Source organism: Pseudoalteromonas shioyasakiensis, assembly GCF_022398475.1.
GTDB lineage: Bacteria > Pseudomonadota > Gammaproteobacteria > Enterobacterales > Alteromonadaceae > Pseudoalteromonas.
The window spans coordinates 1-22,430 of the sequence record NZ_JAKEVM010000069.1; the positions used below are offsets into that span (position 1 = coordinate 1).

Sequence of the window (22,430 nt, forward strand, 5' to 3'; positions counted from 1 at the left end):
GCTTTTTTAACAATAAGTATGGCTGGGATTTTTTCAGCATCCGCCAGCCCCATAGAGCTTGAACAGAGCACATTGCTGCTTATTCCAAGTGCTATTATGATGCTGTTATTGCCGTACCTATTATTTATAATTTTCAAATTAAAGCGCTCTCGAAAACAACTGCGTATTTCAGAACATCGCTTAAAAAGTACCGTAGAAGGCAGTGGCGATACCCTCTGGGATTGGAATATTAAAACCGGAGAAGTGCTGCGAATTAACGATAAATACACCTCAGATACAAACAGTAGCAGCGGCTTTCCCCCTAACCGCGAATTGATTCACCCACACGACTTACAACACGTTGAAACAGCACTAAAAAAACACTTTGCCGAACACACCGCCTTTTTTGAAGCAAGTTACCGGATTAAAGACAGTCTCGGTCGTTGGCATTGGGTACTAGATCGCGGCAAGATCATCGAAAAAGACACAAACCTCAACCCTTTGCGTATGACAGGCACTGTAAGAGATATTTCTCAGCTTAAATCAACAGAAGCCCGTTTAAACCTATTCGCTAAATGCGTTGAGTCGCTAACTGACGCCATCGCCATTTTCGATAAAAACTTTAAGCTGGTTGACTTAAACCCAAGCTTCTTAACGCTATTTGGTGGTACCCGAGAGCAATATTTAAAGAAAGATTTTACCTTAAATGGCTATGACCAAAGCTATGTGGATGAAATTAAAGCCACCGTAAAAGCCACGGAGCATTGGCAGCAAGAGGTTAAACTTCGCAATGCGAAAAGGCAGCTGTTACCGATTGAAATTTCAATTGATGAAATCAAAAATGAGCATAACCAAATATGTAACTATGTCGTTGTTTTTTCTGATCAAACTGAGCGTAAAAAAGCCGAATCACAATTACATAACTTATCGAACCGAGACCGCACAACGGGCTTACCTAACCGAAACTTATTTTTCACCAACCTGAAAAAGCTCGCTAAGCAAGATAACCATCACGCTTTATTAGTGTTTGACCTAGATAACTTTAAAAAAATTAACGACTCTCTGGGTCACCAACTTGGGGATAGCTTGCTATCTAAGCTTGCGATGCGCTTGAATAAGTTAACCCGTGAAAAAGATGTGTTTTATCGCCTAGGCGGTGATGAGTTTGCACTGGTCATGTCGGGTACCAACGATATTCATACCATTACTCGCATGGCAAAACTCTTTTTAGCCGCCATTGCCACACCTTTTAATATGGCGGGTCACGAACTAGTGATCACCTCAAGTGTCGGTATCGTGCTGTTCCCTGAAGATGGCAATACCCCAGAACTATTACTTAAAAATGCGGATACAGCCATGTATCACGCTAAGAAAAAAGGCAATAGCTATCTGTTCTTCAACGACACTATGAACCGTGAAGCAGTTAAACGCTTACAAATCGAAAACTTAATGCGTTACGGCTTAAAAGAAGATCACTTTGAAGTGTATTACCAACCGAAAATGAATATTCGTACAGGTAAACTCGATGGTATGGAAGCTCTTGTGCGCTTTATTACCCCGAAAAAAGGTGTGATCAGCCCAGGAGTGTTTATTCCTATCGCTGAAGAAACTGGGCAAATTATCGAAATTGGTGAAGTTGTTTTAAATAAAGCATGCCGCGATGTAAAAGCATGGATAGATCAAGGCTTATTCAACGGTCGTGTTGCTGTGAACTTATCGGCTAAGCAGTTTAGCTTACCTGATTTAACCACTCGTATTGATGTGATTTTGCAAAAGAATGAATTGCCCTCTTACTTCCTTGAACTGGAGATCACCGAAGGTACGGTTATGGACGACCCTAACGAAGCAATTGCAGTAATGCGTTCACTCAGTGCTCGGGGTATTCACCTTGCGATGGATGACTTTGGCACGGGTTACTCATCTTTAGCCTATCTTAAACAGTTCCCGCTTAATACCTTGAAAGTTGATAAAGCCTTTATTGACGACATGCAATCAGAGCGTGGCCGCAATATGGTTGACTCAATTGTGACTATTGCCCATAACCTTGATTTGCATGTGGTTGCAGAAGGGGTTGAACAAGCCGAACAGGTTGTGATGTTAGAGCAGTTAAAGTGCCAGACGGTTCAAGGCTACTACTACTCTAAGCCACTGTCTCAGCCTGAATTTACCGCCTTCCTACAAAAACAACTCGATAAATCTGCGCCGAGCCTGTTAAAAACAGCAAAAGTTTAAGGGCGCCAGCCACAAGATTGGCGGCCAACATGGCGCACAAATGCGCGGCGATAATGCACGTTAAATAAACACCAAGCGATAGGCCCAAGCACTCCACCTAGCAGCATCCAACGCTTTACCGGCATCCCTTTAGACAAAGACTCTAAATACATCACCAAAATAAATACACAGCTCAAAAATACAAATAACACACAGCACCTCATTAAAATCTGCGACAGTGTACATAAATTCAGCAACCTTTAAAACTTCACTCATGCTATACCCTCTATAAGGCTTATTTATACTGACCTTTATGGTAGTTAACCTTACTTTCTAGGCTGTTGAAATGATGTACAAAAACCAGCCTCACTGCTATTATCGGTACGTGCAATTTGCACAAAGGAATATACAAAAATAATTATGAGGAATCGTTATGTCTGAAGAATCAGCTAACATCTATGAAGCGCCAGAAGCTGAGCTTACACAGCAAAATACCAGCGGTAATAAACCTATTTTAAACTTTGACCGCTTTTCTGCTTGGGGCGTGTTCTTTTTATGTCTTTTCACATTTGGTATCTACGCCGTATACTGGCTAGTAAGCCGAACCAATAAAGCCAATGCATTAGCAAAAAACCAGGTAAGCCAAGGCTTAGTTTATGGCTATGTTGCTTTGTACATTGTGAATATTGCGTTGTCTTTTACAGGAGTTTCACCTGAAATTGGTGGTATTGTGTCACTGATTTCGTTTGTTGTTGCCATTGTATTAATTTTCTCTCTTCGTACATCGATTAAAGAGTTGATTAATGAAGGCAGTAATGAACCAGTTCATTTAGGTGGTATTTTAACGTTTTTCTTTAACGTTATTTATTTCCAATACAAAATTAACGAAGCTATTGATAATCAAAAATAATCGTTTCGTTATTTAATAAAAAGGCATTGAATTCAATGCCTTTTTTATTGCTAGCTGGTCTTACAATGCCCCGGAGTGCTTCACATTTAAATAGGTGTTAAGCACATGCGGTAGCAGCTGCTCAGGGTTACAGTCAATGGCTATTACACCTTGTTTTTTCAGCTTCGCCATATTGGCTTTATGTGAATTTAGTAGTGCTAATGCTGCACAGTAACTGGTTGCATCTTCGTACTTTTCAATAGGCTCATCGAGCACCTCATTTACAGCACGGTTATTAATATTAATAAGTGCCACTAAGTGGTGTTTTTGTAATAGCTTAATTGCAGGCATTAACTCATCAATGCTTTGCTCATCAAGGGTGGTAACTAATAACACTAAAGAACGTTTACTGCGTTTAGCGATTAATTGGTTCACAGCCACTAAATAGTCACTGCTGCTCTTATCTGGGTATAGATCATAAAAGTGATTCATTACCCGTGATACATTCTGCGCGCCTTTGACATCGGGTAACCAGCGCAGATTTTGGTTAAAGCTTTGCATGCTAAACCAATCACCTTGCTTTAAAACTGTGTGTGACAGCAGTAGCAATGCATTTAAAGCATGATCAAAGTGGCTGCCTTCATTGGCTTCTATGGCCATTTTTTTAGAAGCATCGAGCATCACTATGACATGTTGGTTTTGCTCTTCTTGATACTCACGAGAAATGAGTTTTCGACGCTTACTGGTCGCCTGCCAGTCTATTTGCCTAACACTATCACCTTGGCGGTATTCGCGTAGTTGCTGAAATTCGATACCATCACCGCGCTTTTTAGTGAGCTTTAAGCCTGAAATAGGCTTATTCACTACGCCATTTAAATGCTGCTTTGAGGTAACACGGCTAAAGTCGGGATACACTTTTAATTGAATTGCTTGCTCAGCTAACCAGTTTGTTTGCCAAAGACCAAATGGCGACCCTACCCTAACTTCAATGGCACTGATCTGCGCATCACCTCGTTTGTGAGCGCGTAAGCTAAAGCTCTGCTTTGCTTGTTGCATTGCATCAATAAACACCGTTTGCTGTGGCTTTTGTAGCTCAATTGCATTACTTAAATGAACACTGACATCTAGCATGGTCGCATGCTTCGCTTTATTTTTAATCACTAGCTGCAATGCTTGGCGGCGATACAAAGCCATGTTGAGACTCGTTTGTGCACTTACTTCAAGTAAAGGCTCTGACTTCGCCGCTATGTAATCTACAAATGCGAGCAATAAAGGCGCTAAGAGCAAGGCCGTTAGCACTAAGCTGTCAACTGATGCAATGGCACAGACAAGCAACAATAACAGCTGTAAAGCTGTTAATTGTATTAAGCGTTTTGCAGGTCTATGCTTGATGCGTTTCATGAGCGTGGTGCTTCAACACTGGCTAAAATGGCATTGATCACTTCATCAAATGACACCCCTTCCAGCTCCAAATCAGCCGATAAAATTAATCGGTGTCTTAAAATATTCACAGACACTGACTTCACATCATCAGGAGTTACAAAGTCACGGCCATTCATTAATGCCATTACTTTTGCCGCTTTAATGATATTAATTGAGGCACGTAACCCTGCGCCGTGCAATACGCCTTGCCAAGTTCGTGAACTACGCACGATATCGACGGCATAATTCAGTATTTGTTCGTCTACTAAGATATCTGCACAAAGCTGTTTAATTTCCGCAATTCGATTAGCATCCAATACCGCAGGGAGCTGCTCTACTTTGGTTTCATTAGAGACAATTTGTGTATTCAGTTTTAAAAGCTCAACTTCCGATTCATGAGAAGGAAAACCAAGCTCCACTTTCATCATAAAACGGTCTAATTCAGCCTCAGGCAGTGGGTACGTCCCTTCTTGATCTAATGGGTTTTGAGTGGCTAATACCATAAACGGTGAATCAATAGATAATGACTCGCCATCAATGGTGATTTGTTGCTCTTGCATCACCTCAAGAAGAGCTGATTGCGTTTTAGCTGGTGCACGGTTGATTTCATCAGCCAGCAAAATATTAGTAAATGCTGGGCCTTTTTTGATATTAAATTCACCTGATTTCATATCATACAAACTATGACCAACAACATCTGAAGGCATTAAATCCGGTGTAAACTGCACTCGCGAAAAGTCTACATTTAAGCTTTTTGCTAAGGCTCTAACCAGTAGCGTTTTACCAAGCCCTGGAACCCCTTCAAGTAACACATGACCACCCGCAAAGAGCACCGTAAGCACATCTTCAACAATAGCATCTTGACCAACTAACACACGCGAAATGTTATGCTTTACTTGTTTTACTGCATCAGCTGCCTCAACTAAGCTCATGCGATTAGTGTCTAATTCCGTGCTCATAAGGCATTCCTTAATTGTTTAAATCGTTTTATATATTCTGTTCGTTGTTCTTTGGACTCAGGCAACTTGCTAGCAAGCAACTCAGCCACCTGTTGTTTTTCAAAATGAGTTAAATTAGCGATGATCTGCGCCTGCTTTTCAGCACTAAGCATCTTAAAGTTAGGCACTCGCGACTCTACTTTGGCGTAAAAATCTTTCTTGAGTGCAGTAAATAACACGGCTTCGTGACCATGCTCTGAATAAAAGTTTGCTACTGCTCGAATATGCTGATTAAAGCTGGTTTTTATATCGAAGTCAGGAGCATAAGAGCGGCCGATACGACTACTGATATGCCACACTGCAAGCACAATTAATAACAGCAACGTCACCACAAATTGCCAGCTCCAGTGCCATAATTTAGCAAACCAGTTTGGGTAAGTCAGATAAGGTACATACGTTACTTTTTCAGCCCCTTTACTTAACCAAAGCAATAAACTGCCATGATCCAGATGGCGAAGTCGGTAATTGGTAAAAGGTAACAGCGATGGCATCACAATGACCCTACCTTGACCAAATGCAAAGTCACACATCAAGGTATCGCCGTTATCATTATTTGTACTCACACCGGGGCAGTTTTCAATAAAAAAGGCACGGCTTAGCTCAAGGTCAAGCTGAGTGTTTTCATCAATTAATAAATTACTATTTTTATTCCCTTCTTTGAGCATCGCAAAATCATATTCAAAAACATCTTCTTGGCTTTGTACATTGATGCCAAGCTGACTAAAAAATACGGTGCTATCAATCGCCAGCTCATCACGTTGCCTGTTTAATACATAAATTAAACGTCCGCCATCAGCGACCCAATCAGCAAGCTGCACATCTAATTGGTAGGAGTCAGCAAGCACCGCCTCATCCAAAATTAAGATACTTTGTGGGTCTATGTTTAACTCATCACTTTGTGCTTGCTCTGCCAAGCGTTTGTTTTTATTCCAATCGATACCATTGACTTTAAGTAGCCGCTTAGCCATCGTGAAGTTATCTTTTGCCACATCACTATGAAAGCCAATTTCTATTTCTTTTTTCTGCCAATCTAAAGAAGCAATACCAGCAATAACAAATAAGCTAAACACCACTAGCACCGCTATGAGCACAACCTTAAGCTTCATGGGCTTGCTCCTTAGTCTCTGTTGTCATTGCCGTAATTTGCTCTGTCAGCTCGATAAAGTCGATATCAGGGGTTTTATGGCCCCAAGCAACCGTGACCCACGCAGAAAATAAGCGGGCAAAAATTGCTTGTCCTTGATTTGGCACCCTAGCATCAATTGCACGTTTACATTCGCGCTCAGTCATCGAGCGGTGCAAGCGCACTTCATGTTGTTGCTGCGCCCAACTCAGCGCATGATGAAGCAAATACGCCAGCGCCAAGCGGTGCTCACCTTGCTCAAAACATTGCTTTGCAGCGGCAATTAAATCTGCTGGTAAATCCTTACTTTTAATTTCTGCAAATAAGGTTGGGATAACTGGCTCTTCATTTACTTTTGTACGTTCTGGTAAGCTTAAATTTGCAAAAAAACCGCGTTTTTGCATTAGGTAATAAACCAACCAAATAACTAATAAACCGACCAGTACCCAAACAAATATGCCAAACACTTCACCAATGGCAGTAAACACATCGATAAGCCAAGACCAATCACTCTCTGATGAGCTACCTTTTGCTTCGATATTTGGCACCCATGTGGTCTCAGTTTCAATGACATTAGGCTCATTATAAAGAGCCGTAACTTGATCTTTTACCGCTTGCTTATCGATTTGCTCTGCATAGCTTGTTGATGGTTGCAGTGTAAACGTTGTAAGTATAAGTAGTGCTACAGCACTGACTACGCCTGCAAGACGGGTGCGAATATTTTTAAATGCCAGCTCGATATCCCAGCCTTCTAGTTCAACACGGCGGTGTAAGTAGGCAAAAAATCCACCTGTTACAAATAACGGTGCGACTAACGAGATACTGATGATATAAATAAAGTTAAACGCTATCTCAACCCAGATTGGCGCTTCGAATATTTGGTACATGGCTTCTTGTGCAGAGAATGAATGGGGCACAAGTGCAATTGTCAGTGCCGATATTCCCATCAATAAGATAAACTCAAAATGTACACAGAACAGCATCCACAATGTCTGCTTAGGCTTAGTTGAAGCAAACAACACCTGCTTACGCTTAGTTTTGCGCTCACCTGATAGTCGTTCAAGTTGTTCTACAGGGGCTAAAAATGCTCTGTTTGGGCTGAGCCTAAAAACGGTTAAATGCGCTAATATATCAGCGATTTTTAACTGCTTGAGTGACTTTAAGCTACTCATTATGTTGACTGGCTGATTGAAAACCGCTTTTGACATGTAATCGAGTAAAGGTCGCTCAAATACAGGTTTAAGCCACCAAACAACAAAGCCACCTATGCCCCAGCTTAATAAAAAGCCGACAATCAAAAATACGGGTACTGCCATCATCAAATACAAAGAAACCAACGCTAGAGCATGCTGCTTAACTAGCAACACTGTTAAATCAAAGGTTTCGTAAGCACTGCGCTTGCGAGGATTGAAGCTAAGTCGATTAAGCTCCATAACGCATTCCCCTGTATAAGCGAAAAACGACATAAGCCCAACAACCGCTGCCAACTAAATATTTAACTTCGTTAGCAATATCACGGGGTGACCAAAATGCTTCGATAAAAGCGGCAATGACTAACATTAAAAATGCGCCAACAATCAGTGGAAGCGCTTTTTCTGCAGCCTGTTTCATCGCATATGCGCGAGTATACTGCCCAGGATTTAACAAGCCATAACCTATTTGACACCCGGCCGCTGAGGCAATGATGATAGCGGTTAACTCAAATGAGCCATGGGTTATTACAAACGAAAAAAACGGCCCTTCAAATCCAACATTCACAATGTGAGCTGCAACAGCACCAAAATAAAAACTATTGAACAATAGAAAAAAAGCAGCGCCAACACAGAACAATACGCCACCTGCAAACATCTGAAATGCGATACCAATGTTATTGTAGATATAGACCCCGAACATCATCAGATCTTGCGATGCGCCGCGCTCCGCCGATTGAACGCTACCACTAGGGTTATACATTTGTTCGATATTAAGGACAGTGCCTTGCCCTAAAAATGTATACGCAGCATCAGGGTCGATAGTTACCCAAATAAAAGCAATTAAGGCCAATCCCCAAAATGCCAATAAGTTAATACCAAGCATTAAACGATTTTCATACAGTGCACGCGGAAATGCCGTGCGGGCCACATGCCATATTTCAGAAAATTGATTGCTTCGAGATAAATAAAGGCGCTTTTGTCCTAACTGTACCAACCTGTTTATTTGCTCAATCAACACCGGGCTGTATTGACGACTTTGCGCAATGGCTAAATCATTACAGACTTTGCGATACAAGTTAGGGAAATTAATAGGTAAAGACTCCGCACTACTTTGCTCGCAAAGCGCTTCAAATTCATCCCAACTGACGCTATTTGATTTTACAAATTGAGCTTGCTTCATTGCTTACCCTCCTGCTGCGGGTAATCGTTATCGTGTTGAACTTGACCTGCAAAGTGGCGTGCGTAACTAACAAGTTGCGCCTCAATCTCATGCTCTTCAGCAGAAAACGGTGCAGCTAAAATAGCTGCCAATTCACGGCGCCTTGCATCAGATAATTCATCATGACGCTCTGCAAAAGCAAGCACCGCTAATTGCTCTTCGGTGGTTAAGCTAATGGTAGGAATATGCACTTCACCTTGAGATAATTCAGGGCGCGTAGCTAACTCATCGTCGTAAATAACCATGGTGCCTGCAGTCCAATCACCAATGCGTTTAAAACGGTTGTTAAACAACATAACCACAAGGCCTAAGAAATAGCCTATAGGTAGCATATCGGCTGGACGTAGTAGGTTACGCACTACAATTTGCGAAAAGCTTGCTGGTAAGCCATTGTCTTGCACAACACGGATTTTAAGGCGCTTTTTACCCGGCGTTTGGCCACTTTCCATTTCAAACAGGATGTTATAACCCCATGAAATTAAAAAGTAAGCAATTAATATAAGTCCTTGCCCAGCATCGCCAAAAAAGGCAAATACAGTACCTACAGCAAGTAAAACCAAACTACGGATAATAAAATCGATAATGTAGGCATAGCTTCGGGCAACAACGCCAGCGGGAGTTATGGCGATATCAACGCCTTCGGGGAGTTTGATGTATTCTCTGTTTTCCAATCCGTGGTTCAACATTAATCTACTACTGGTATTTATTATTGTTTTCGTAAGCCAATAATAATGCGCGTTTTTCGTTCCTTTTTCAATGAATTTTGTTATGAGCGCGTTACAAATAAAACAAAAAAACCGGCTATAAGCCGGCTTTCAAAGGGGTTACAGAATTATTTTTCTGCGCGACCCATAAATTTATGCTCAACGGTATTAATACGAATACGGTCGCCTGTTGAAATATGCTCAGGAACTTGAATCGTTAAACCCGTTGTTAAACGTGCAGGCTTTGAACGTGCACTTGCTGAAGCGCCCTTGATTGAAGGGTCTGTTTCTTCAACTACAAGCTCAACACTCGATGGTAAATCTAAGCCAACTGGCGAGCCATCAATCACAATAACGTGAAGACCTTGAGTTTCTTCATTAACGAATAAAATCTCTTCGCTGATCGCTTCTTTATTTAGGTTATATGGCGTGTAGTCTTCGTTATCCATGAAAACATACTCTTCACCGTCAATGTAAGAGAACATAGCTTCACGACGAATGAGATCAGCAAGCTTTAGCATGTCGCTGTCTTTAAATGTTTCATCAACTTTACCGCCTGTTACCACATCGTATAAACGCATACGGTATAAACTGCCACCAGCACGACCTTGTGGTACTGAACGTTGAATATCTTTAACTACTAAAACACGGCCGTTATGCTCGATAGCGGCGCCTTTTTTAACTTCACTTGCCTTAGGCATGGGTGTATTCCTATCGTTTTTTGATGACAGAAATTTACCACGTAATGGCTTTTGTTCAATAAAAATTTACAGTTTTGACTCGCAGCCGTTATTTATTCGATTTTTCAGCAAATTATGACAATAGTTGTCTCAAAACTACGAAAAAGCTGCTATCTTTATAACTACGAAAAATGACTTCAAGGATTGGATCATGAATCAACACACAGTACACGAGTATTTAATGAAAAAGCCATTGGTGATGATCACCCAACCATTTGGCCAAGATGTCGACGTTTACAAGGTGAATCATAAAATGTTTGCCACCCTTGCCGAGGGCAAAGAAGGCCAAACAGACGATGAGGGAAACCTTGTATGGTGGCTAAATCTGAAATGCGATCCAGATGAAGCCCAAGCACTGCGTGATATTTTCCCGTCGGTGATCCCGGGTTATCACATGAACAAACGTTTATGGAATACGGTTATTTTAGACGGCACCGTACCACAAGGAGAGATTGAACGAATGATTGATAATTCGTTTGATTTAGTGGTTGCGAATATGCCAGAAAAAGACAGAAAAGCGATTGAGCTTCATCTGTAAAATTGCGCACTGATCACGCTCTGTGATCAGTGCAACTTAAATGAAAATGATGATCGGTATACAAAACACCGCCAATAGCATACGCATCTAGCTGCCTATCGACTAACTGAAAACCACATTTCTCAAGTACTTTTTCTGAACCGATATTACCCTCGGTGACAACCGCTTTAAATTCACGTACAGCATGTTCTGATTTGGCGTAATCAAGCACTGCTTGCAAAGACTCTGTGGCATAGCCACGACCATGAAAATTAGGCAGCAACAAATAACCGACTTCTTGACTATCTGGCACTGTTGATGAAGTAAACCCAGTTACCCCCACCTCTTTACCAGTACTGGTTTCAACAATAACTAAACAAAGTGGTGAATTCGAATTTGGCTGCCAAGGCTTTAAGCGTTCATTAAACTTAGCTCGCAGCTGCGCCTCTGAGGGCTTATCGAAGCATTTAGCTATAACTTCGGCATCATTATGCAAAGTATAAAACAATGGCCAGTCATCGGCATTTAACAGCCGTAATGTTAATCGCGCAGTGGTGAGAGTCATGGTGATTAATCGCTTTGTAAATAAGTCTAGTTATAACAAACTGATTTCGAGAGTTAAATACCACTTATGGCCAATATAGAAGAAAAAAGCCCCGCTCAATGAGCAGGGCTTTTAAAATTAACTAATTTAAAGAATTAGCTCTTAGTCGTTTCTGTATCAGCATCTTCTGACGCTTGCTCGTCTTCAACCACCTCTTTGGTTACTTCAACCGGATCGACAGGCGTAGCTTCAACTACTGCCGGCTCTTCGCTTTCTGCTTGGTAAAAACGACCACCTTTTTCAGCCATTGCTTTTAACGTATCGCAAGGTGTGAAAATTGGGTTGTAGTTAGCAAAAGTCGCCATTTCAGAGCTCACTTGTGCTGCACCCAGTTTATCCATATAGCTAAATGGACCGCCTAAGAATGGTGGGAAACCAATACCAAAAATAGCACCAATATCACCATCACGCGGGCTTGCAATAATGCCATCATCTAAACAGCGCACCGCTTCATTTAGCATTTGCGCAACACAACGTTTAGCAATTTCGCTCTTGTTTAAACGAGGTGATGGCGTAACACCAAGTAGCTCGTATACTGACTCATCCACTTTTTTATCTTTCTTGTCGTAAAGATAAAAACCACGGCCAGTCTTACGACCTAAACGCTTAGAATCGATTAAGCGATTAAAGGCATCCGGGGCTTTAAAGCGCTCGCCCAATTCTTTTTCAAGGATTGGCGCAATTTTAGAACCGATATCAATCCCTACTTCATCAAGAAGCGCTAAAGGCCCTACCGGGAATCCAAACTCAACCAATGCTTGGTCAATCTTTTCAATTGGCTCACCTGCTAGCAGTAAATTAGCCGCTTCATTGACATAAGGCGCTAAGATACGGTTTACATAGAAACCAGCCATATCTTTAACCACAATTGGTGTTTTACCTTGCTTACGGGCGAAGTTAACAACGCGTGCGATAGTCTCTTCAGACGTACCTTCATGTGGAATGATCTCAACAAGTGGCATTTTCTCAACAGGTGAGAAGTAATGCAGACCAATTACATTTTCTGGGCGTGCTGCATCAGCAGCAATTTGTGCAATTGGTAATGATGAGGTATTACTTGCAAAAATAGTGTTGTCTTGGCACTCACGTTCTACATCAGCCACCATACCTTGCTTTAAAGCAAGATCTTCAAACACGGCTTCGATAACGATATCAATGTGTTTAAAGCCGCTGTAATCGGTGGTACCGGTAATGCGGTTCATGGTTTGTTGTAGATCAGCTTTAGATAAAATACGACGCTTTTGCTTTTTATCTAAAATCTTATAGCTGTAGTTCATTGCATTGCTGATGCCCTTTTCAGCCACATCTTTAATGCGCACTGGAACACCCGCTTTTACAGCACTAACATGGGCAATACCCGCGCCCATGAGGCCGCCGCCTAATACTGCCGCTTTAGCGATTGCTGGCGCATCATCATTACGCCACTCTTTTTTCATTTCAGTGGTTGCAAAGAAAATACCGCGTAATGCTTTTGACTCATCACTCATTACCAGCGTGGCAAAGCCTTCAGCTTCAGTTTTGTATGCTTTTAACTGATCAAGTTCAACACTTGCACGAACAGCTTTAATAATGGCTAAAGGTGCCGGGTAGTGACCGCCTGTTTTCTTCAGCACGTTTTCTTGTGCTTTTTTGAAAATAATATTGCGACCAAATGGGTTTGACTCAAGTAATTGACTTAAACGGTCTAGCTTAGGTTTAGTAGCCTTCGCCTTACCTTTCAGAGCAAACTCTTTAGCAACGTCAAGTAATACACTGTGTGGTACACAGTCATTTACTAAGCCTGTTTTCTTCGCTTGCTTAGCACGCACTTGCTTACCTGTAAGCATCCACTCAAGTGCTTTTTGCAAGCCAACTAATTTTGGTAAACGTTGAGTACCGCCACCACCAGGTAATAAGCCTAACTGTACTTCTGGCAAACCAAGCTTAGTGATATCGCTGTCTGAACACACGCGATAATCACACGCTAAAGCAAACTCTAAACCGCCACCCAATGCAGCACCATGAATAGCACTTACTGTTGGGAAAGGCAGCTTTTTCATATCGAAAAATGCTTGCTGACACATTTCGCTTAACGCTAATGCATCTTCACGGCTATTGGCGCTATCAAGCATTTTAATATCAGCACCGGCGATAAAGTTATCGCTTTTACCACTAATAAATACCATGCCTTTTACTGCTTGCGCTTGTGCGTCTTTGAGTAAGGTTTTTAAATCTTCTGCAAAACTACTGCGCAGGGTGTTCATTTTCTCACCCGGCACATCAATGGTTACAACGGCTACGCCGTCATCAGCCACTGATAAACTAAATACTGAATCTGTCATTACGCACTCTCCAATACAAAGGCTGCGCCTAAGCCACCCGCTGCACACGCAGTCGTAAGCGCTAAGCCGCCACCGCGACGATTAAGTTCATGTAAGCTTTGCGTGATCAGGCGCGCACCTGTTGCCGCAAATGGGTGACCGTATGCAAGTGAGCCACCTAATACATTGAACTTGTCCATGTTAATTTCGCCGATCGCTTTGCTGCGACCTAGCTTTTCTTGTGCAAATTTATCTGACGCAAACATCTTCATATTAGCCAGTGTTTGCGCTGCAAATGCTTCATGCATTTCGATTAAATCTAAATCAGCTAATGTGATACCTGCTCTATCTAGGGCAATTGGCGTTGAGTGCGCCGGACCCATTAGCATATCTTCATGTACACCAATTGCTGAGAAAGCAAAACTGCGTACATAACCTAGAATGTCGTAACCCAATGCTTTTGCTTTACTCTCACTCATCATTAATACCGCAGCGGCACCATCAGTTAATGGCGTTGCGTTAGCTGCGGTCACTGAGCCATGTTGACGGTCAAATACTGGTTTTAATTTCGCGTAGCCTTCAACTGTTGAGTTATGACGAATGTTATTGTCTTGCTCAATAAAGCTCTTATAAGGTGCAACATGGGCAGTCATTACTTCATCTTTAAGTTTACCATCAGCCCACGCCTGACTTGCAAGGGTGTGCGAACGATGTGCTAAGGCATCTTGATCTTCACGGCTGATGCTATGTGTTTTCGCCATTTGCTCTGCTGTTTGACCCATAGATAAACCAGTAGAGTACTCAGCGACCGCAGGCGGAACAGGAAGTAAATCTTTTAGACGTAGTTTAGAGAAAATCTTTAATCGCTGACCAAGCGTACGTGCTTTGTTTAAATCAACAAGGCTACCCGCTAATTTTTTACTAACACCAATAGGTAATACAGACGATGAGTCAGCACCACCAGCAATACCTACTTGCACTGAGCCTGCCATAATTGACTCGGCTACGTTAGCAATGGCTTGGAAACTTGTTGCACACGCACGCGAAACAGAATATGCATCAACAGAAACAGGCATACCCGTACCTAATACGATTTCACGGGCAATGTTTGGCGCTTCTGGCATTTGCACTACTTGTCCAAATACAAGTTGGTCAATTTCAGATTTATCAAAGTTAAGTCGTTCAAGCATTTCGTTGACAACTAACTTACCCATATCAAGGGCTGGTACATGATGGAATGCTGTGGCTTGCTTTGCGAATGGCGTTCGCAGGCCGCTAACGATAGCGATACGATCGCCTTTTGCTGTTTTAAGTATATTTTGCTCAGACATTTATGCTCTCCCACTGACAGGTCTGACCTGTTTGTTTTTCCTGATTCTAAAACAACCCGTGTACGAATGCCAATAGTAAGTTTTCAACCACAGGCTTTTTTCGGCCTATTTACAAAAAAACACCGTATTTATATGGTAGGCTAAAAATCCTTAAAAAATAACGAACTATTTGAGGATTTTGTGTCTAACACTTGTGTTATAACTTTTGAATCCTTATAACTTGTTAATAGCGCCCCACCACGGTACCGCGCAAATAATTTATCGGTACTGAATATAACGCATTGGCGCATAACAAAAACAATTTTTGACTCACGCTTTTAGGACAGTCTTTTTATTATGGCAGTTAACGCATTTTCACAATTAAAATCATATCTAGACACGCAAATTATCGGCCAACCACAATTAACTCAAGCACTGTTAATCGCAATTTTGGCAGATGGCCACTTATTAGTTGAAGGCCCTCCTGGTCTTGCGAAAACGCGTGCAGTCAATGCCTTAGCGAAAGGCGTTGAAGGCAGTTTCCAACGTGTACAATTTACCCCAGACTTATTACCTGCAGATGTAACTGGTACTGATATTTATCGCCAGCAAACCAGTGAGTTCGTATTTGAAAAGGGCCCGTTATTTCATAACCTAATTTTGGCTGATGAAATTAACCGTGCCCCAGCTAAAGTGCAATCAGCCCTACTAGAAGCTATGGCTGAACGCCAAGTAACGGTTGGTAAAAACACCTATCCGCTGTCTGATCTATTTATGGTTATGGCAACCCAAAACCCACTAGAGCAAGAAGGCACTTACCCACTACCAGAAGCTCAGCTTGACCGCTTCTTATTGCATTTAAGCATTGATTACCCGGGTGCTGAACACGAATTAGATATCCTACGCCTAACCCGTGGCGAGGCTATCTCTGACAATCAAGCAACGACACAGCAAATTAGTCAAAGTGAGCTATTTGCTGCCCGTAAAGCGATATTAGGTTTGTATTTAGCTGAGCCGCTTGAGAAATACCTAGTACAGTTAATTGTTGCCACTCGTGAAGCAGCAGAGCTTGATGAACAACTTGGACGCTGGATTGAATATGGCGCAAGCCCACGTGCAACCATTGCCCTTGATAAGTGTGCCCGCGCGCATGCTTGGCTAGAAGGCCGTGACTTTGTTGCCCCAGATGATATTCAAGCAGTGCTGCATAATGTATTGCGTCACCGTATTATCTTAAGTTACGAAGCACAGGCCGATGGCATCAGTAAAGACGATGTGATCAGCCGTATTTTAGAATTGGTGGCAGTGCCATAAGCTATGTCGAGCCAATTTGATACAGCGGCGTGGTTAGCAGCGAGTCATAGTCAAGGCGTCAATTTATCACTCAAAGAGTTGATGTATTACAAAGCCAAAGCTCGTTTGCTAGAACTTGCGCCCAAAGTAAAAATCAAAAACAGCTTAGCTGGGCAATACCTTGCACCTCATAAAGGGCGCGGTATGGAGTTTGCCGAGGTGCGTCATTACCAAGCCGGTGATGATATACGCTCTATCGACTGGCGTGTTACCGCACGCACTGGCGAAACCCACACTAAGCTGTTTCAAGAAGAAAAAGAACGCCCTGTTTTTGTCTTTACCGACTTTTCTAACTCGATGCTGTTTGGCTCAAAGTTACTGTTAAAGTCGGTGCAAGCAGCGCACATTAGCGCACTGGTTGCTTGGTCGGCGTGTCAACGAGGTGATCGCATTGGTGGCTTGGTGTTTAACCAGCAAGGTCATCACGAATTAAAACCGACCTCACGAGAGAAAGCAGTGTTAAAGCTTTGTCACAACTTATGTGATATTCACAGCCAAGCTCTGACTAATATCGATCAAACAGCCACCAGCTTATTTAGCGAAAACCTTAAACGTCTTAATCATTTAGCAAAACCAGGAAGCTTGGTTTATATCGTCTCTGATTTTAGCGCCCTTGATGAAGCAAGTTTCAAACAACTTGAAATACTGAGCAGGCACTGTGAATTGATTGGCTGTCATATAAGTGATCCGTTCGAGCACCAGCTACCTGCTTTTAAACAAACGGTGACAGTGTCGGCAAATGGCCAAGAGCTTGCTTTACCATTAATGGATAAGCAATTTCGCGAGCGCTTTGCTAAGTCTGCCGAAGAGTCGTTTTCTAACAGATTAAAACGCTTACAAAAATCTGGGCTTAGTTTAATTTCATTCAGTGCAGCCACTCCTCTTGAGCTGCAATTAGTGAGAAAGTAACAATGCAAAAAAATCCGCTAGATGGCTTACATGATGTCATTGCACCGACCGAGGTTGCATGGTGGCCACTTGCTCCAATTTGGTGGCTAATTATCGCCTTAGTTGGTTCGTTAATAATTTTCGGCTTAGTGCTTATATATAAAAACCAGCAGTTTAAAAAAGCCAAAAAACAAGCCATTAAATTAAGTAAAACCCTTAGTGATGATAATGCGCAAGAGCTGCACATTATTTTAAAACGCTTAACTCGTCATTATTACAGCAGTCAGCTTGCTTCTCAGCCTTTGGCTAAGTGGTCAGAAAGTTTATCTAAACTCAGTGGCGACAACTTTAGTTACGACGAGTTGATGCCGCTTTATCAACAACAAAGTAATAATGCTGAGCTCGGGGCTAAATTACGCAGTGCTATTAGCAACTTTAAACTCAAGGAGCCAATTAATGTTTGAGTTTAGTTGGCCATGGTGTTTTGTGCTTTTACCTCTGCCTTGGATATTAAGCCGCTTTATGCCGTTAAAGCAGCAAGGGCAGTTACGTTTACGTATCCCAGGCTTTGCTAAGCTGGGCTTAAATAATCAAGCAGTACAGCAACACAGCCGAAAAGTTTCATTGCTTGAATGGGCTGTTTGGATCTCTTTAGTTGTCGCTATTGCAAACCCAACTTGGCTTGATGAACCTATCACACTGCCTAATGAAGGCCGCGATATTATGCTGGCGGTGGATTTATCTGGCTCGATGACAGAGCAAGATATGGCCTACCAGAATCAGTATGTTGATAGGCTTACCATGGTAAAAGCCGTACTCAGTGACTTTATTGAACAGCGTCAAGGCGACCGACTAGGTCTTATCTTATTTGGTGATACTGCATTTTTACAAACACCTCTTACTCGTGATGTTAAAACCGTAAGCCAAATGCTCAGCGAAGCGCAAATTGGTCTAGTAGGTAGAGCAACAGCCATTGGTGATGCATTAGGTTTATCTGTAAAGCGTTTCGCTAATAAGGATGAAAGTAACCGTATCGTTGTACTATTAACCGATGGCCAAAACACCGCTGGTAATCTTGATCCAGAAGATGCCCTGCTGTTAGCCCGCGAAGAAGGCATTAAGGTATATACCATAGGTGTTGGCTCTGATAACCCGCGTGGATTTAGCCTATTTAATATGGGTGGCATGAGTGGCGGTAACTTAGATGAAAATTTACTAAAACGCATTGCCGAGCAAACTGGCGGCTTATACTTTAGAGCAAAAGATGTGGCAGGTTTGCAGCAAATTTATCAAGAGCTCGATAAGCTAGAGCCTATTAGTAACGATGAGCAAACGTTCCGCCCACAAATATCATTGTTTTATATTCCACTGCTTGTGGCGCTAGGCTTACTAAGCTTAGCAATGCTCGTCAGTTCTATTCGCCAATTTAAGCAGGAGAGCTAGTATGGATTTTGAATTTATTCGCCCTGCCCTACTTTGGTTATTAATTCCCGCGCTAATTATTTTTAGTGTGCTGTTGGTACGTAACAAAAAAAGCGCCCCTGCTGATTTAATTGCCCCCCATTTGGCACAATTTGTAATGAGCGACAATCATAAAAAACAAAGCCAACCGCTTTGGTTGGTTGCCGTCTTTACTCTGTTAGCCATCGTGTTTGCAGCAGGTCCAAGCTTTGAGAAAAAACAAGTTCCCGTGTTTCAAGCAAAGAATGCGCGGGTCATTGTGATGGATATGTCGTACTCCATGTTCAGTACCGACATCGCACCAAGCCGATTAGTGCAGGCTCGCTTTAAAGCACTTGATATGATTGAGCTTTTCAAAGAAGGTGATACGGCATTAGTGGCTTATGCAGGCTCTGCATTTACCATTTCGCCGCTAACCAATGACGCTAGCACTTTGGCTAACCTTATCCCAAGCCTAAGCCCTGATATCATGCCGAGCAAAGGTTCAAATGTTATTGAAGGCCTAGAAAAAGCCGACGACTTACTTAAACAAGCTGGCTATTTAGATGGTGATATTATTTTAGTCACCGATGGAGTTGATAGCCTAGATCAAGAAGATATTAGCCGCTTTACCGCTCAGTCTAATTATCGTTTAAATGTCTACGGAGTTGGCACAGAGCAAGGTGCGCCGATTAAGTTACCAGAAGGTGGCTTTTTAAAAGACATACAAGGGCAGATTGTGATTCCAACGCTTAATGTCAGCCGCTTAAGTTCGCTTGCGCGCAACAGCGGTGGCAAATTTGCACTGTATCAAACCAGTAATCAAGATATCCAAACATTTGCCCCAACAGCCAATGCTGAAGTACTCAAAGATGAGAAACAAAGCCAAGCGTTATGGCGTGTTGATGCTGGTATTTACGGCCTGATTATTTTATTGCCGTTAGCGCTCTTTTTAATTCGCCGTAGTAGCCTAGTAGTTGGCTTTTTGTTTGTTATGCTGTTACCTCAACAACAGGTTAACGCCGCAGAATTACCTGAGGTGTTTAAAAACCAAGACCAACGTGCTCTTGATGCCTATCAGCAAAATCAATTTGAACAAGCCGCAAAAGCACAAAATACACAACTTAAAGGCGCAGCTCTTTATCAGCAAGGTAATTACCAAGCGGCCATGGATGCGTTTAGTGTAGATAAATCTGCAACGGGTTTGTACAACTACGGTAATGCCCTTGCTAAGGCAGGAGAGCTAGAACAAGCCATAGAAGCGTATAAGCAAGCCCAACAGCTTAAAAATGACTTCACTGAGGCAAAAGAAAACCAAGCCCTCGTAGAACAGTTATTGCAGCAGCAAGAGCAACAGCAGCAGCAACAAGATCAACAGCAAAACAATGATCAACAAAACTCTGATGGCCAGCAAGATAACCAGCAAAAGCAACAGGGTGAAAATTCACAGCAAGGTGAAAACTCTGAGCAGAGTGAGCAGCAAGATGGCCAACAACCTTCAGACCAAGGTGAGCAATCAGATCAAAAAGGTGAACAAAGCGAGTCTGAAAGTGACCAGCAAAACAAACCTGAAATGCAATCTGAAAAAGACACGTCGTCACAATCAGGAGAACAACAGCCAGAGCAAGCTCCCGAGCAACAAGATGCCCAGCCACAGCCTTCGCAAAGTGATGAACAAGCTAAACAGCAAGCAGAGCAACAAGCCATGCAGACACAAGCTGCTGAACTGACTAATGAAGAGAAAGAGAAAGCCCAGCAACTTAACCAGCTGCTGCGCAAAGTTCCCGATGATCCTGCGATCTTATTAAGAAATAAAATGCAATTAGAAGCACAAAAACGAAACTATCAACGTCGTCCACGAGGAGCCGAAAAATCATGGTAATGCGATTATTATGTTGTTTATTGCTAATCGCGGCAGCGCCGCTTTGGGCTGCCACCCAGCTACAGGCAAGTGTTGATAAAAACCCTGTCCTTGCCGGTGAGTTTTTTGTTTTAACCATCTCAGCAGACGACTCTATTAACAGCGAACAACCAGACACTTCGGTGCTATTAAAAGACTTTGTTGTTGGGCCGACCAGTGTTAGCTCGCGCACTAATATTATTAATGGTGAAATCAGTAAGCAAACTAACTGGTCTGTAAAGCTGATGACCCGCAAAGAAGGCACTTATACCATCCCAGCATTTACTGTAGCTGGTGTCAGTTCAAAACCCATTGAGCTAACGGTAGCTAAACGTAGCCAAACCTCTGAACAAAATAAAGAAGCCTTCATTAAAACAAGCATCAAGCCAAGTAGCTTATACGTGCAAGAAGCGGGTGTTTATACGGTTAAATTGTATTTAGACAACAACAAAGAATTGCTTGATGGCAACTTAACTACGCCAGAAATGGAAAACGCTGAGCTAACCCCAATTAACAAGCAATCTGAAGACTATGAGTTAATTGATGGCAAACGCTATTTAGTGATCACCCGTGAGTACTTAGTGCAGCCACAAAAAAGTGGCGTAAATACTATTACGGCACCTGTGTTCAACGGCCGTATTCGTCAAAACTATCGCCAAATGGCTGTGTCAGCGATGGGCGAAGATGTTGATGTTGAAATCAAGCCAATTCCAGATAACTACACAGGTGCATGGCTACCAAGTGAACTGGTTAACCTTGATGAGCAATGGCAACCAAAAGACGACACCGTTGAAGTTGGCACGCCAATCACTCGAACTATCACCTTAACCGCATTGGGGGTTACTAAAGAGCAACTTCCTGATATCGATATGCCGCAGGTGCAAGGTTTTAGAAGTTACCCTGATGAAAAAGAGAGTAATCATCTGGTACGTGATGGCCGTGTTATCTCACAGCAAACGGCTTCTTATGCTTTATTACCGCAAACACCGGGCACTTACACATTGCCTGAAATAAAGCTGCCTTGGTTTAATACTAAAATCAATCGTATTAGCTATGCGACCATACCTTCACGCACACTAACGGTAGTACCAAGTACAAATCCACTCACACCAACAGCTCCAGCTATCGCAGAGCCGCAAACCGCAAGCTCCAATGAGCTGAGTGATACGCCAACTAATGTACAAACAGTTACGCAAGTTACAACCCCTGTGTGGCTTATTATCGTGGCAGTTGCCGGCTATGGGCTTTGGTTAATCACCTTAGTGCTTTACATTAAAAAGCGCCCTCAACAGTCGGCAGCTGAGCCATTACCTACCAGTGGTTCACCAGCATCGTTGAATGAACTTAAGCAATTTGCAAAGCAAAACAACAGCTCAGGGTTTTATAACGCATTGAACCTTTATGCAAAACAGCAGACAGGTAAAAATGCTGCAGCAATCGAGTGTTTACTAGCATCACTGAAAAATACACAACTTAATGATGAAATTGCTAAATTACGAACTAAACTTTATAGTTCAGCAGATGAACAGGTTGATTTAAGCTTAATCGTCAGTTTGCTAAGCCAAGCAAAAAAGCACACTAAATCGACAAGTAATGATACTGAATTAAAAAATCTTTACGATTAACTATTAACCTAATAG

The 22,430-nt window shown here is 42.3% G+C and carries 20 protein-coding genes; 9 read left to right on the forward strand and 11 right to left on the reverse strand.

The window, feature by feature from the left end:
- Window positions 1-96 precede the first annotated feature (96 nt).
- Window positions 97-2,211 (forward strand): sensor domain-containing protein, encoded by a 2,115-nt coding sequence (locus L1D51_RS12630; RefSeq protein WP_375185705.1) that lies wholly within the window; start codon window positions 97-99, stop codon window positions 2,209-2,211.
- Here the strand turns inward: L1D51_RS12630 and L1D51_RS12635 are convergent.
- Entirely contained in the window at window positions 2,208-2,402 is a 195-nt protein-coding gene (locus L1D51_RS12635) for a hypothetical protein (RefSeq protein ID WP_054562126.1), read from the reverse strand. The genes L1D51_RS12630 and L1D51_RS12635 overlap by 4 nt on opposite strands.
- Before the next feature lie 221 nt (window positions 2,403-2,623).
- On the opposite strand from L1D51_RS12635, the gene L1D51_RS12640 reads away from it, so the two are divergent.
- A complete protein-coding gene (locus L1D51_RS12640; protein WP_054562127.1) occupies window positions 2,624-3,100 on the forward strand; it encodes a DUF4234 domain-containing protein in 477 nt (158 codons plus the stop codon).
- 60 nt (window positions 3,101-3,160) lie between these two features.
- Here L1D51_RS12640 and L1D51_RS12645 read toward each other — a convergent pair whose 3' ends face one another.
- The 7 genes from L1D51_RS12645 to efpL form a co-directional block, all read right to left on the reverse strand.
- Complete coding sequence (locus L1D51_RS12645; RefSeq protein WP_239963812.1) at window positions 3,161-4,480, reverse strand: DUF58 domain-containing protein; 1,320 nt, start codon at window positions 4,478-4,480, stop codon at window positions 3,161-3,163.
- A complete protein-coding gene (locus L1D51_RS12650) occupies window positions 4,477-5,460 on the reverse strand; it encodes an AAA family ATPase (RefSeq protein WP_062566833.1) in 984 nt (327 codons plus the stop codon). The genes L1D51_RS12645 and L1D51_RS12650 overlap by 4 nt, the downstream gene beginning before the upstream one ends.
- Complete coding sequence (locus L1D51_RS12655; RefSeq protein ID WP_239963813.1) at window positions 5,457-6,605, reverse strand: DUF4350 domain-containing protein; 1,149 nt, start codon at window positions 6,603-6,605, stop codon at window positions 5,457-5,459. The genes L1D51_RS12650 and L1D51_RS12655 overlap by 4 nt, the downstream gene beginning before the upstream one ends.
- The gene (locus L1D51_RS12660) at window positions 6,595-8,055 is read right to left on the reverse strand and encodes a hypothetical protein (RefSeq protein WP_239963814.1); all 1,461 of its coding nucleotides are present in this window, start codon (window positions 8,053-8,055) and stop codon (window positions 6,595-6,597) included. Before L1D51_RS12660 ends, L1D51_RS12655 begins: the two co-directional genes overlap by 11 nt.
- Window positions 8,045-8,995, reverse strand: coding sequence for a stage II sporulation protein M (locus tag L1D51_RS12665; RefSeq protein ID WP_239963815.1), 951 nt, complete (start codon window positions 8,993-8,995; stop codon window positions 8,045-8,047). Before L1D51_RS12665 ends, L1D51_RS12660 begins: the two co-directional genes overlap by 11 nt.
- Window positions 8,992-9,720, reverse strand: a complete 729-nt coding sequence (locus tag L1D51_RS12670; RefSeq protein ID WP_239963816.1) for an RDD family protein — start codon at window positions 9,718-9,720, stop codon at window positions 8,992-8,994. The genes L1D51_RS12665 and L1D51_RS12670 overlap by 4 nt, the downstream gene beginning before the upstream one ends.
- A 146-nt stretch (window positions 9,721-9,866) precedes the next feature.
- Complete coding sequence (gene efpL / locus L1D51_RS12675; RefSeq protein ID WP_055020721.1) at window positions 9,867-10,439, reverse strand: elongation factor P-like protein EfpL; 573 nt, start codon at window positions 10,437-10,439, stop codon at window positions 9,867-9,869.
- A gap of 190 nt (window positions 10,440-10,629) precedes the next feature.
- Here efpL and L1D51_RS12680 point away from each other — a divergent pair, with 190 nt between their 5' ends.
- The gene (locus L1D51_RS12680) at window positions 10,630-11,016 is read left to right on the forward strand and encodes an MmcQ/YjbR family DNA-binding protein (protein WP_054553214.1); all 387 of its coding nucleotides are present in this window, start codon (window positions 10,630-10,632) and stop codon (window positions 11,014-11,016) included.
- A gap of 13 nt (window positions 11,017-11,029) precedes the next feature.
- Here L1D51_RS12680 and L1D51_RS12685 read toward each other — a convergent pair whose 3' ends face one another.
- The 3 genes from L1D51_RS12685 to fadI all read right to left on the reverse strand — a co-directional run bounded on the left by L1D51_RS12685 (window position 11,030) and on the right by fadI (window position 15,230).
- Entirely contained in the window at window positions 11,030-11,560 is a 531-nt protein-coding gene (locus L1D51_RS12685) for a GNAT family N-acetyltransferase (protein WP_054562135.1), read from the reverse strand.
- A 134-nt stretch (window positions 11,561-11,694) separates the two neighbouring features.
- On the reverse strand, window positions 11,695-13,920 hold the full coding sequence (gene fadJ, locus L1D51_RS12690) for a fatty acid oxidation complex subunit alpha FadJ (protein ID WP_054562137.1): 2,226 nt from the start codon (window positions 13,918-13,920) through the stop codon (window positions 11,695-11,697).
- Window positions 13,920-15,230: an acetyl-CoA C-acyltransferase FadI gene (gene fadI / locus L1D51_RS12695; RefSeq protein ID WP_054553218.1), complete on the reverse strand. Its 1,311-nt coding sequence runs from the start codon at window positions 15,228-15,230 to the stop codon at window positions 13,920-13,922. Before fadI ends, fadJ begins: the two co-directional genes overlap by 1 nt.
- Window positions 15,231-15,566: 336 nt before the next feature.
- Here fadI and L1D51_RS12700 point away from each other — a divergent pair, with 336 nt between their 5' ends.
- The 6 genes from L1D51_RS12700 to L1D51_RS12725 are packed head-to-tail and all read left to right on the forward strand — an operon-like array spanning window position 15,567 to window position 22,415.
- A complete protein-coding gene (locus L1D51_RS12700) occupies window positions 15,567-16,523 on the forward strand; it encodes an AAA family ATPase (protein ID WP_055197986.1) in 957 nt (318 codons plus the stop codon).
- Between the two features lie 3 nt (window positions 16,524-16,526).
- Window positions 16,527-17,471: a DUF58 domain-containing protein gene (locus tag L1D51_RS12705; RefSeq protein ID WP_054562138.1), complete on the forward strand. Its 945-nt coding sequence runs from the start codon at window positions 16,527-16,529 to the stop codon at window positions 17,469-17,471.
- A gap of 2 nt (window positions 17,472-17,473) precedes the next feature.
- Window positions 17,474-17,914 (forward strand): DUF4381 domain-containing protein, encoded by a 441-nt coding sequence (locus L1D51_RS12710; RefSeq protein ID WP_239963817.1) that lies wholly within the window; start codon window positions 17,474-17,476, stop codon window positions 17,912-17,914.
- Window positions 17,907-18,893 (forward strand): vWA domain-containing protein, encoded by a 987-nt coding sequence (locus L1D51_RS12715; protein ID WP_239963818.1) that lies wholly within the window; start codon window positions 17,907-17,909, stop codon window positions 18,891-18,893. The genes L1D51_RS12710 and L1D51_RS12715 overlap by 8 nt, the downstream gene beginning before the upstream one ends.
- A gap of 1 nt (window position 18,894) precedes the next feature.
- Window positions 18,895-20,772: a vWA domain-containing protein gene (locus L1D51_RS12720; protein WP_239963819.1), complete on the forward strand. Its 1,878-nt coding sequence runs from the start codon at window positions 18,895-18,897 to the stop codon at window positions 20,770-20,772.
- Window positions 20,766-22,415, forward strand: coding sequence for a BatD family protein (locus L1D51_RS12725; RefSeq protein ID WP_239963820.1), 1,650 nt, complete (start codon window positions 20,766-20,768; stop codon window positions 22,413-22,415). The genes L1D51_RS12720 and L1D51_RS12725 overlap by 7 nt, the downstream gene beginning before the upstream one ends.
- Window positions 22,416-22,430: the final 15 nt, after the last annotated feature.

Excerpts from the sequence above, each read along its gene's own strand:
- L1D51_RS12645 (WP_239963812.1), bottom strand. The coding sequence starts at position 4,480 with ATGAAACGCATCAAGCATAGACCTGCAAAACGCTTAATACAATTAACA.
- fadJ (WP_054562137.1), bottom strand. The coding sequence starts at position 13,920 with ATGACAGATTCAGTATTTAGTTTATCAGTGGCTGATGACGGCGTAGCC.
- L1D51_RS12670 (WP_239963816.1), bottom strand. The coding sequence starts at position 9,720 with ATGTTGAACCACGGATTGGAAAACAGAGAATACATCAAACTCCCCGAA.
- L1D51_RS12640 (WP_054562127.1), top strand. The coding sequence starts at position 2,624 with ATGTCTGAAGAATCAGCTAACATCTATGAAGCGCCAGAAGCTGAGCTT.
- L1D51_RS12700 (WP_055197986.1), top strand. The coding sequence starts at position 15,567 with ATGGCAGTTAACGCATTTTCACAATTAAAATCATATCTAGACACGCAA.
- L1D51_RS12630 (WP_375185705.1), top strand. The coding sequence starts at position 97 with ATGATGCTGTTATTGCCGTACCTATTATTTATAATTTTCAAATTAAAG.
- L1D51_RS12650 (WP_062566833.1), bottom strand. The coding sequence starts at position 5,460 with ATGAGCACGGAATTAGACACTAATCGCATGAGCTTAGTTGAGGCAGCT.
- L1D51_RS12725 (WP_239963820.1), top strand. The coding sequence starts at position 20,766 with ATGGTAATGCGATTATTATGTTGTTTATTGCTAATCGCGGCAGCGCCG.
- L1D51_RS12655 (WP_239963813.1), bottom strand. The coding sequence starts at position 6,605 with ATGAAGCTTAAGGTTGTGCTCATAGCGGTGCTAGTGGTGTTTAGCTTA.
- L1D51_RS12720 (WP_239963819.1), top strand. The coding sequence starts at position 18,895 with ATGGATTTTGAATTTATTCGCCCTGCCCTACTTTGGTTATTAATTCCC.
- L1D51_RS12665 (WP_239963815.1), bottom strand. The coding sequence starts at position 8,995 with ATGAAGCAAGCTCAATTTGTAAAATCAAATAGCGTCAGTTGGGATGAA.
- L1D51_RS12705 (WP_054562138.1), top strand. The coding sequence starts at position 16,527 with ATGTCGAGCCAATTTGATACAGCGGCGTGGTTAGCAGCGAGTCATAGT.
- L1D51_RS12715 (WP_239963818.1), top strand. The coding sequence starts at position 17,907 with ATGTTTGAGTTTAGTTGGCCATGGTGTTTTGTGCTTTTACCTCTGCCT.
- fadI (WP_054553218.1), bottom strand. The coding sequence starts at position 15,230 with ATGTCTGAGCAAAATATACTTAAAACAGCAAAAGGCGATCGTATCGCT.
- L1D51_RS12685 (WP_054562135.1), bottom strand. The coding sequence starts at position 11,560 with ATGACTCTCACCACTGCGCGATTAACATTACGGCTGTTAAATGCCGAT.
- L1D51_RS12680 (WP_054553214.1), top strand. The coding sequence starts at position 10,630 with ATGAATCAACACACAGTACACGAGTATTTAATGAAAAAGCCATTGGTG.
- L1D51_RS12660 (WP_239963814.1), bottom strand. The coding sequence starts at position 8,055 with ATGGAGCTTAATCGACTTAGCTTCAATCCTCGCAAGCGCAGTGCTTAC.
- efpL (WP_055020721.1), bottom strand. The coding sequence starts at position 10,439 with ATGCCTAAGGCAAGTGAAGTTAAAAAAGGCGCCGCTATCGAGCATAAC.
- L1D51_RS12710 (WP_239963817.1), top strand. The coding sequence starts at position 17,474 with ATGCAAAAAAATCCGCTAGATGGCTTACATGATGTCATTGCACCGACC.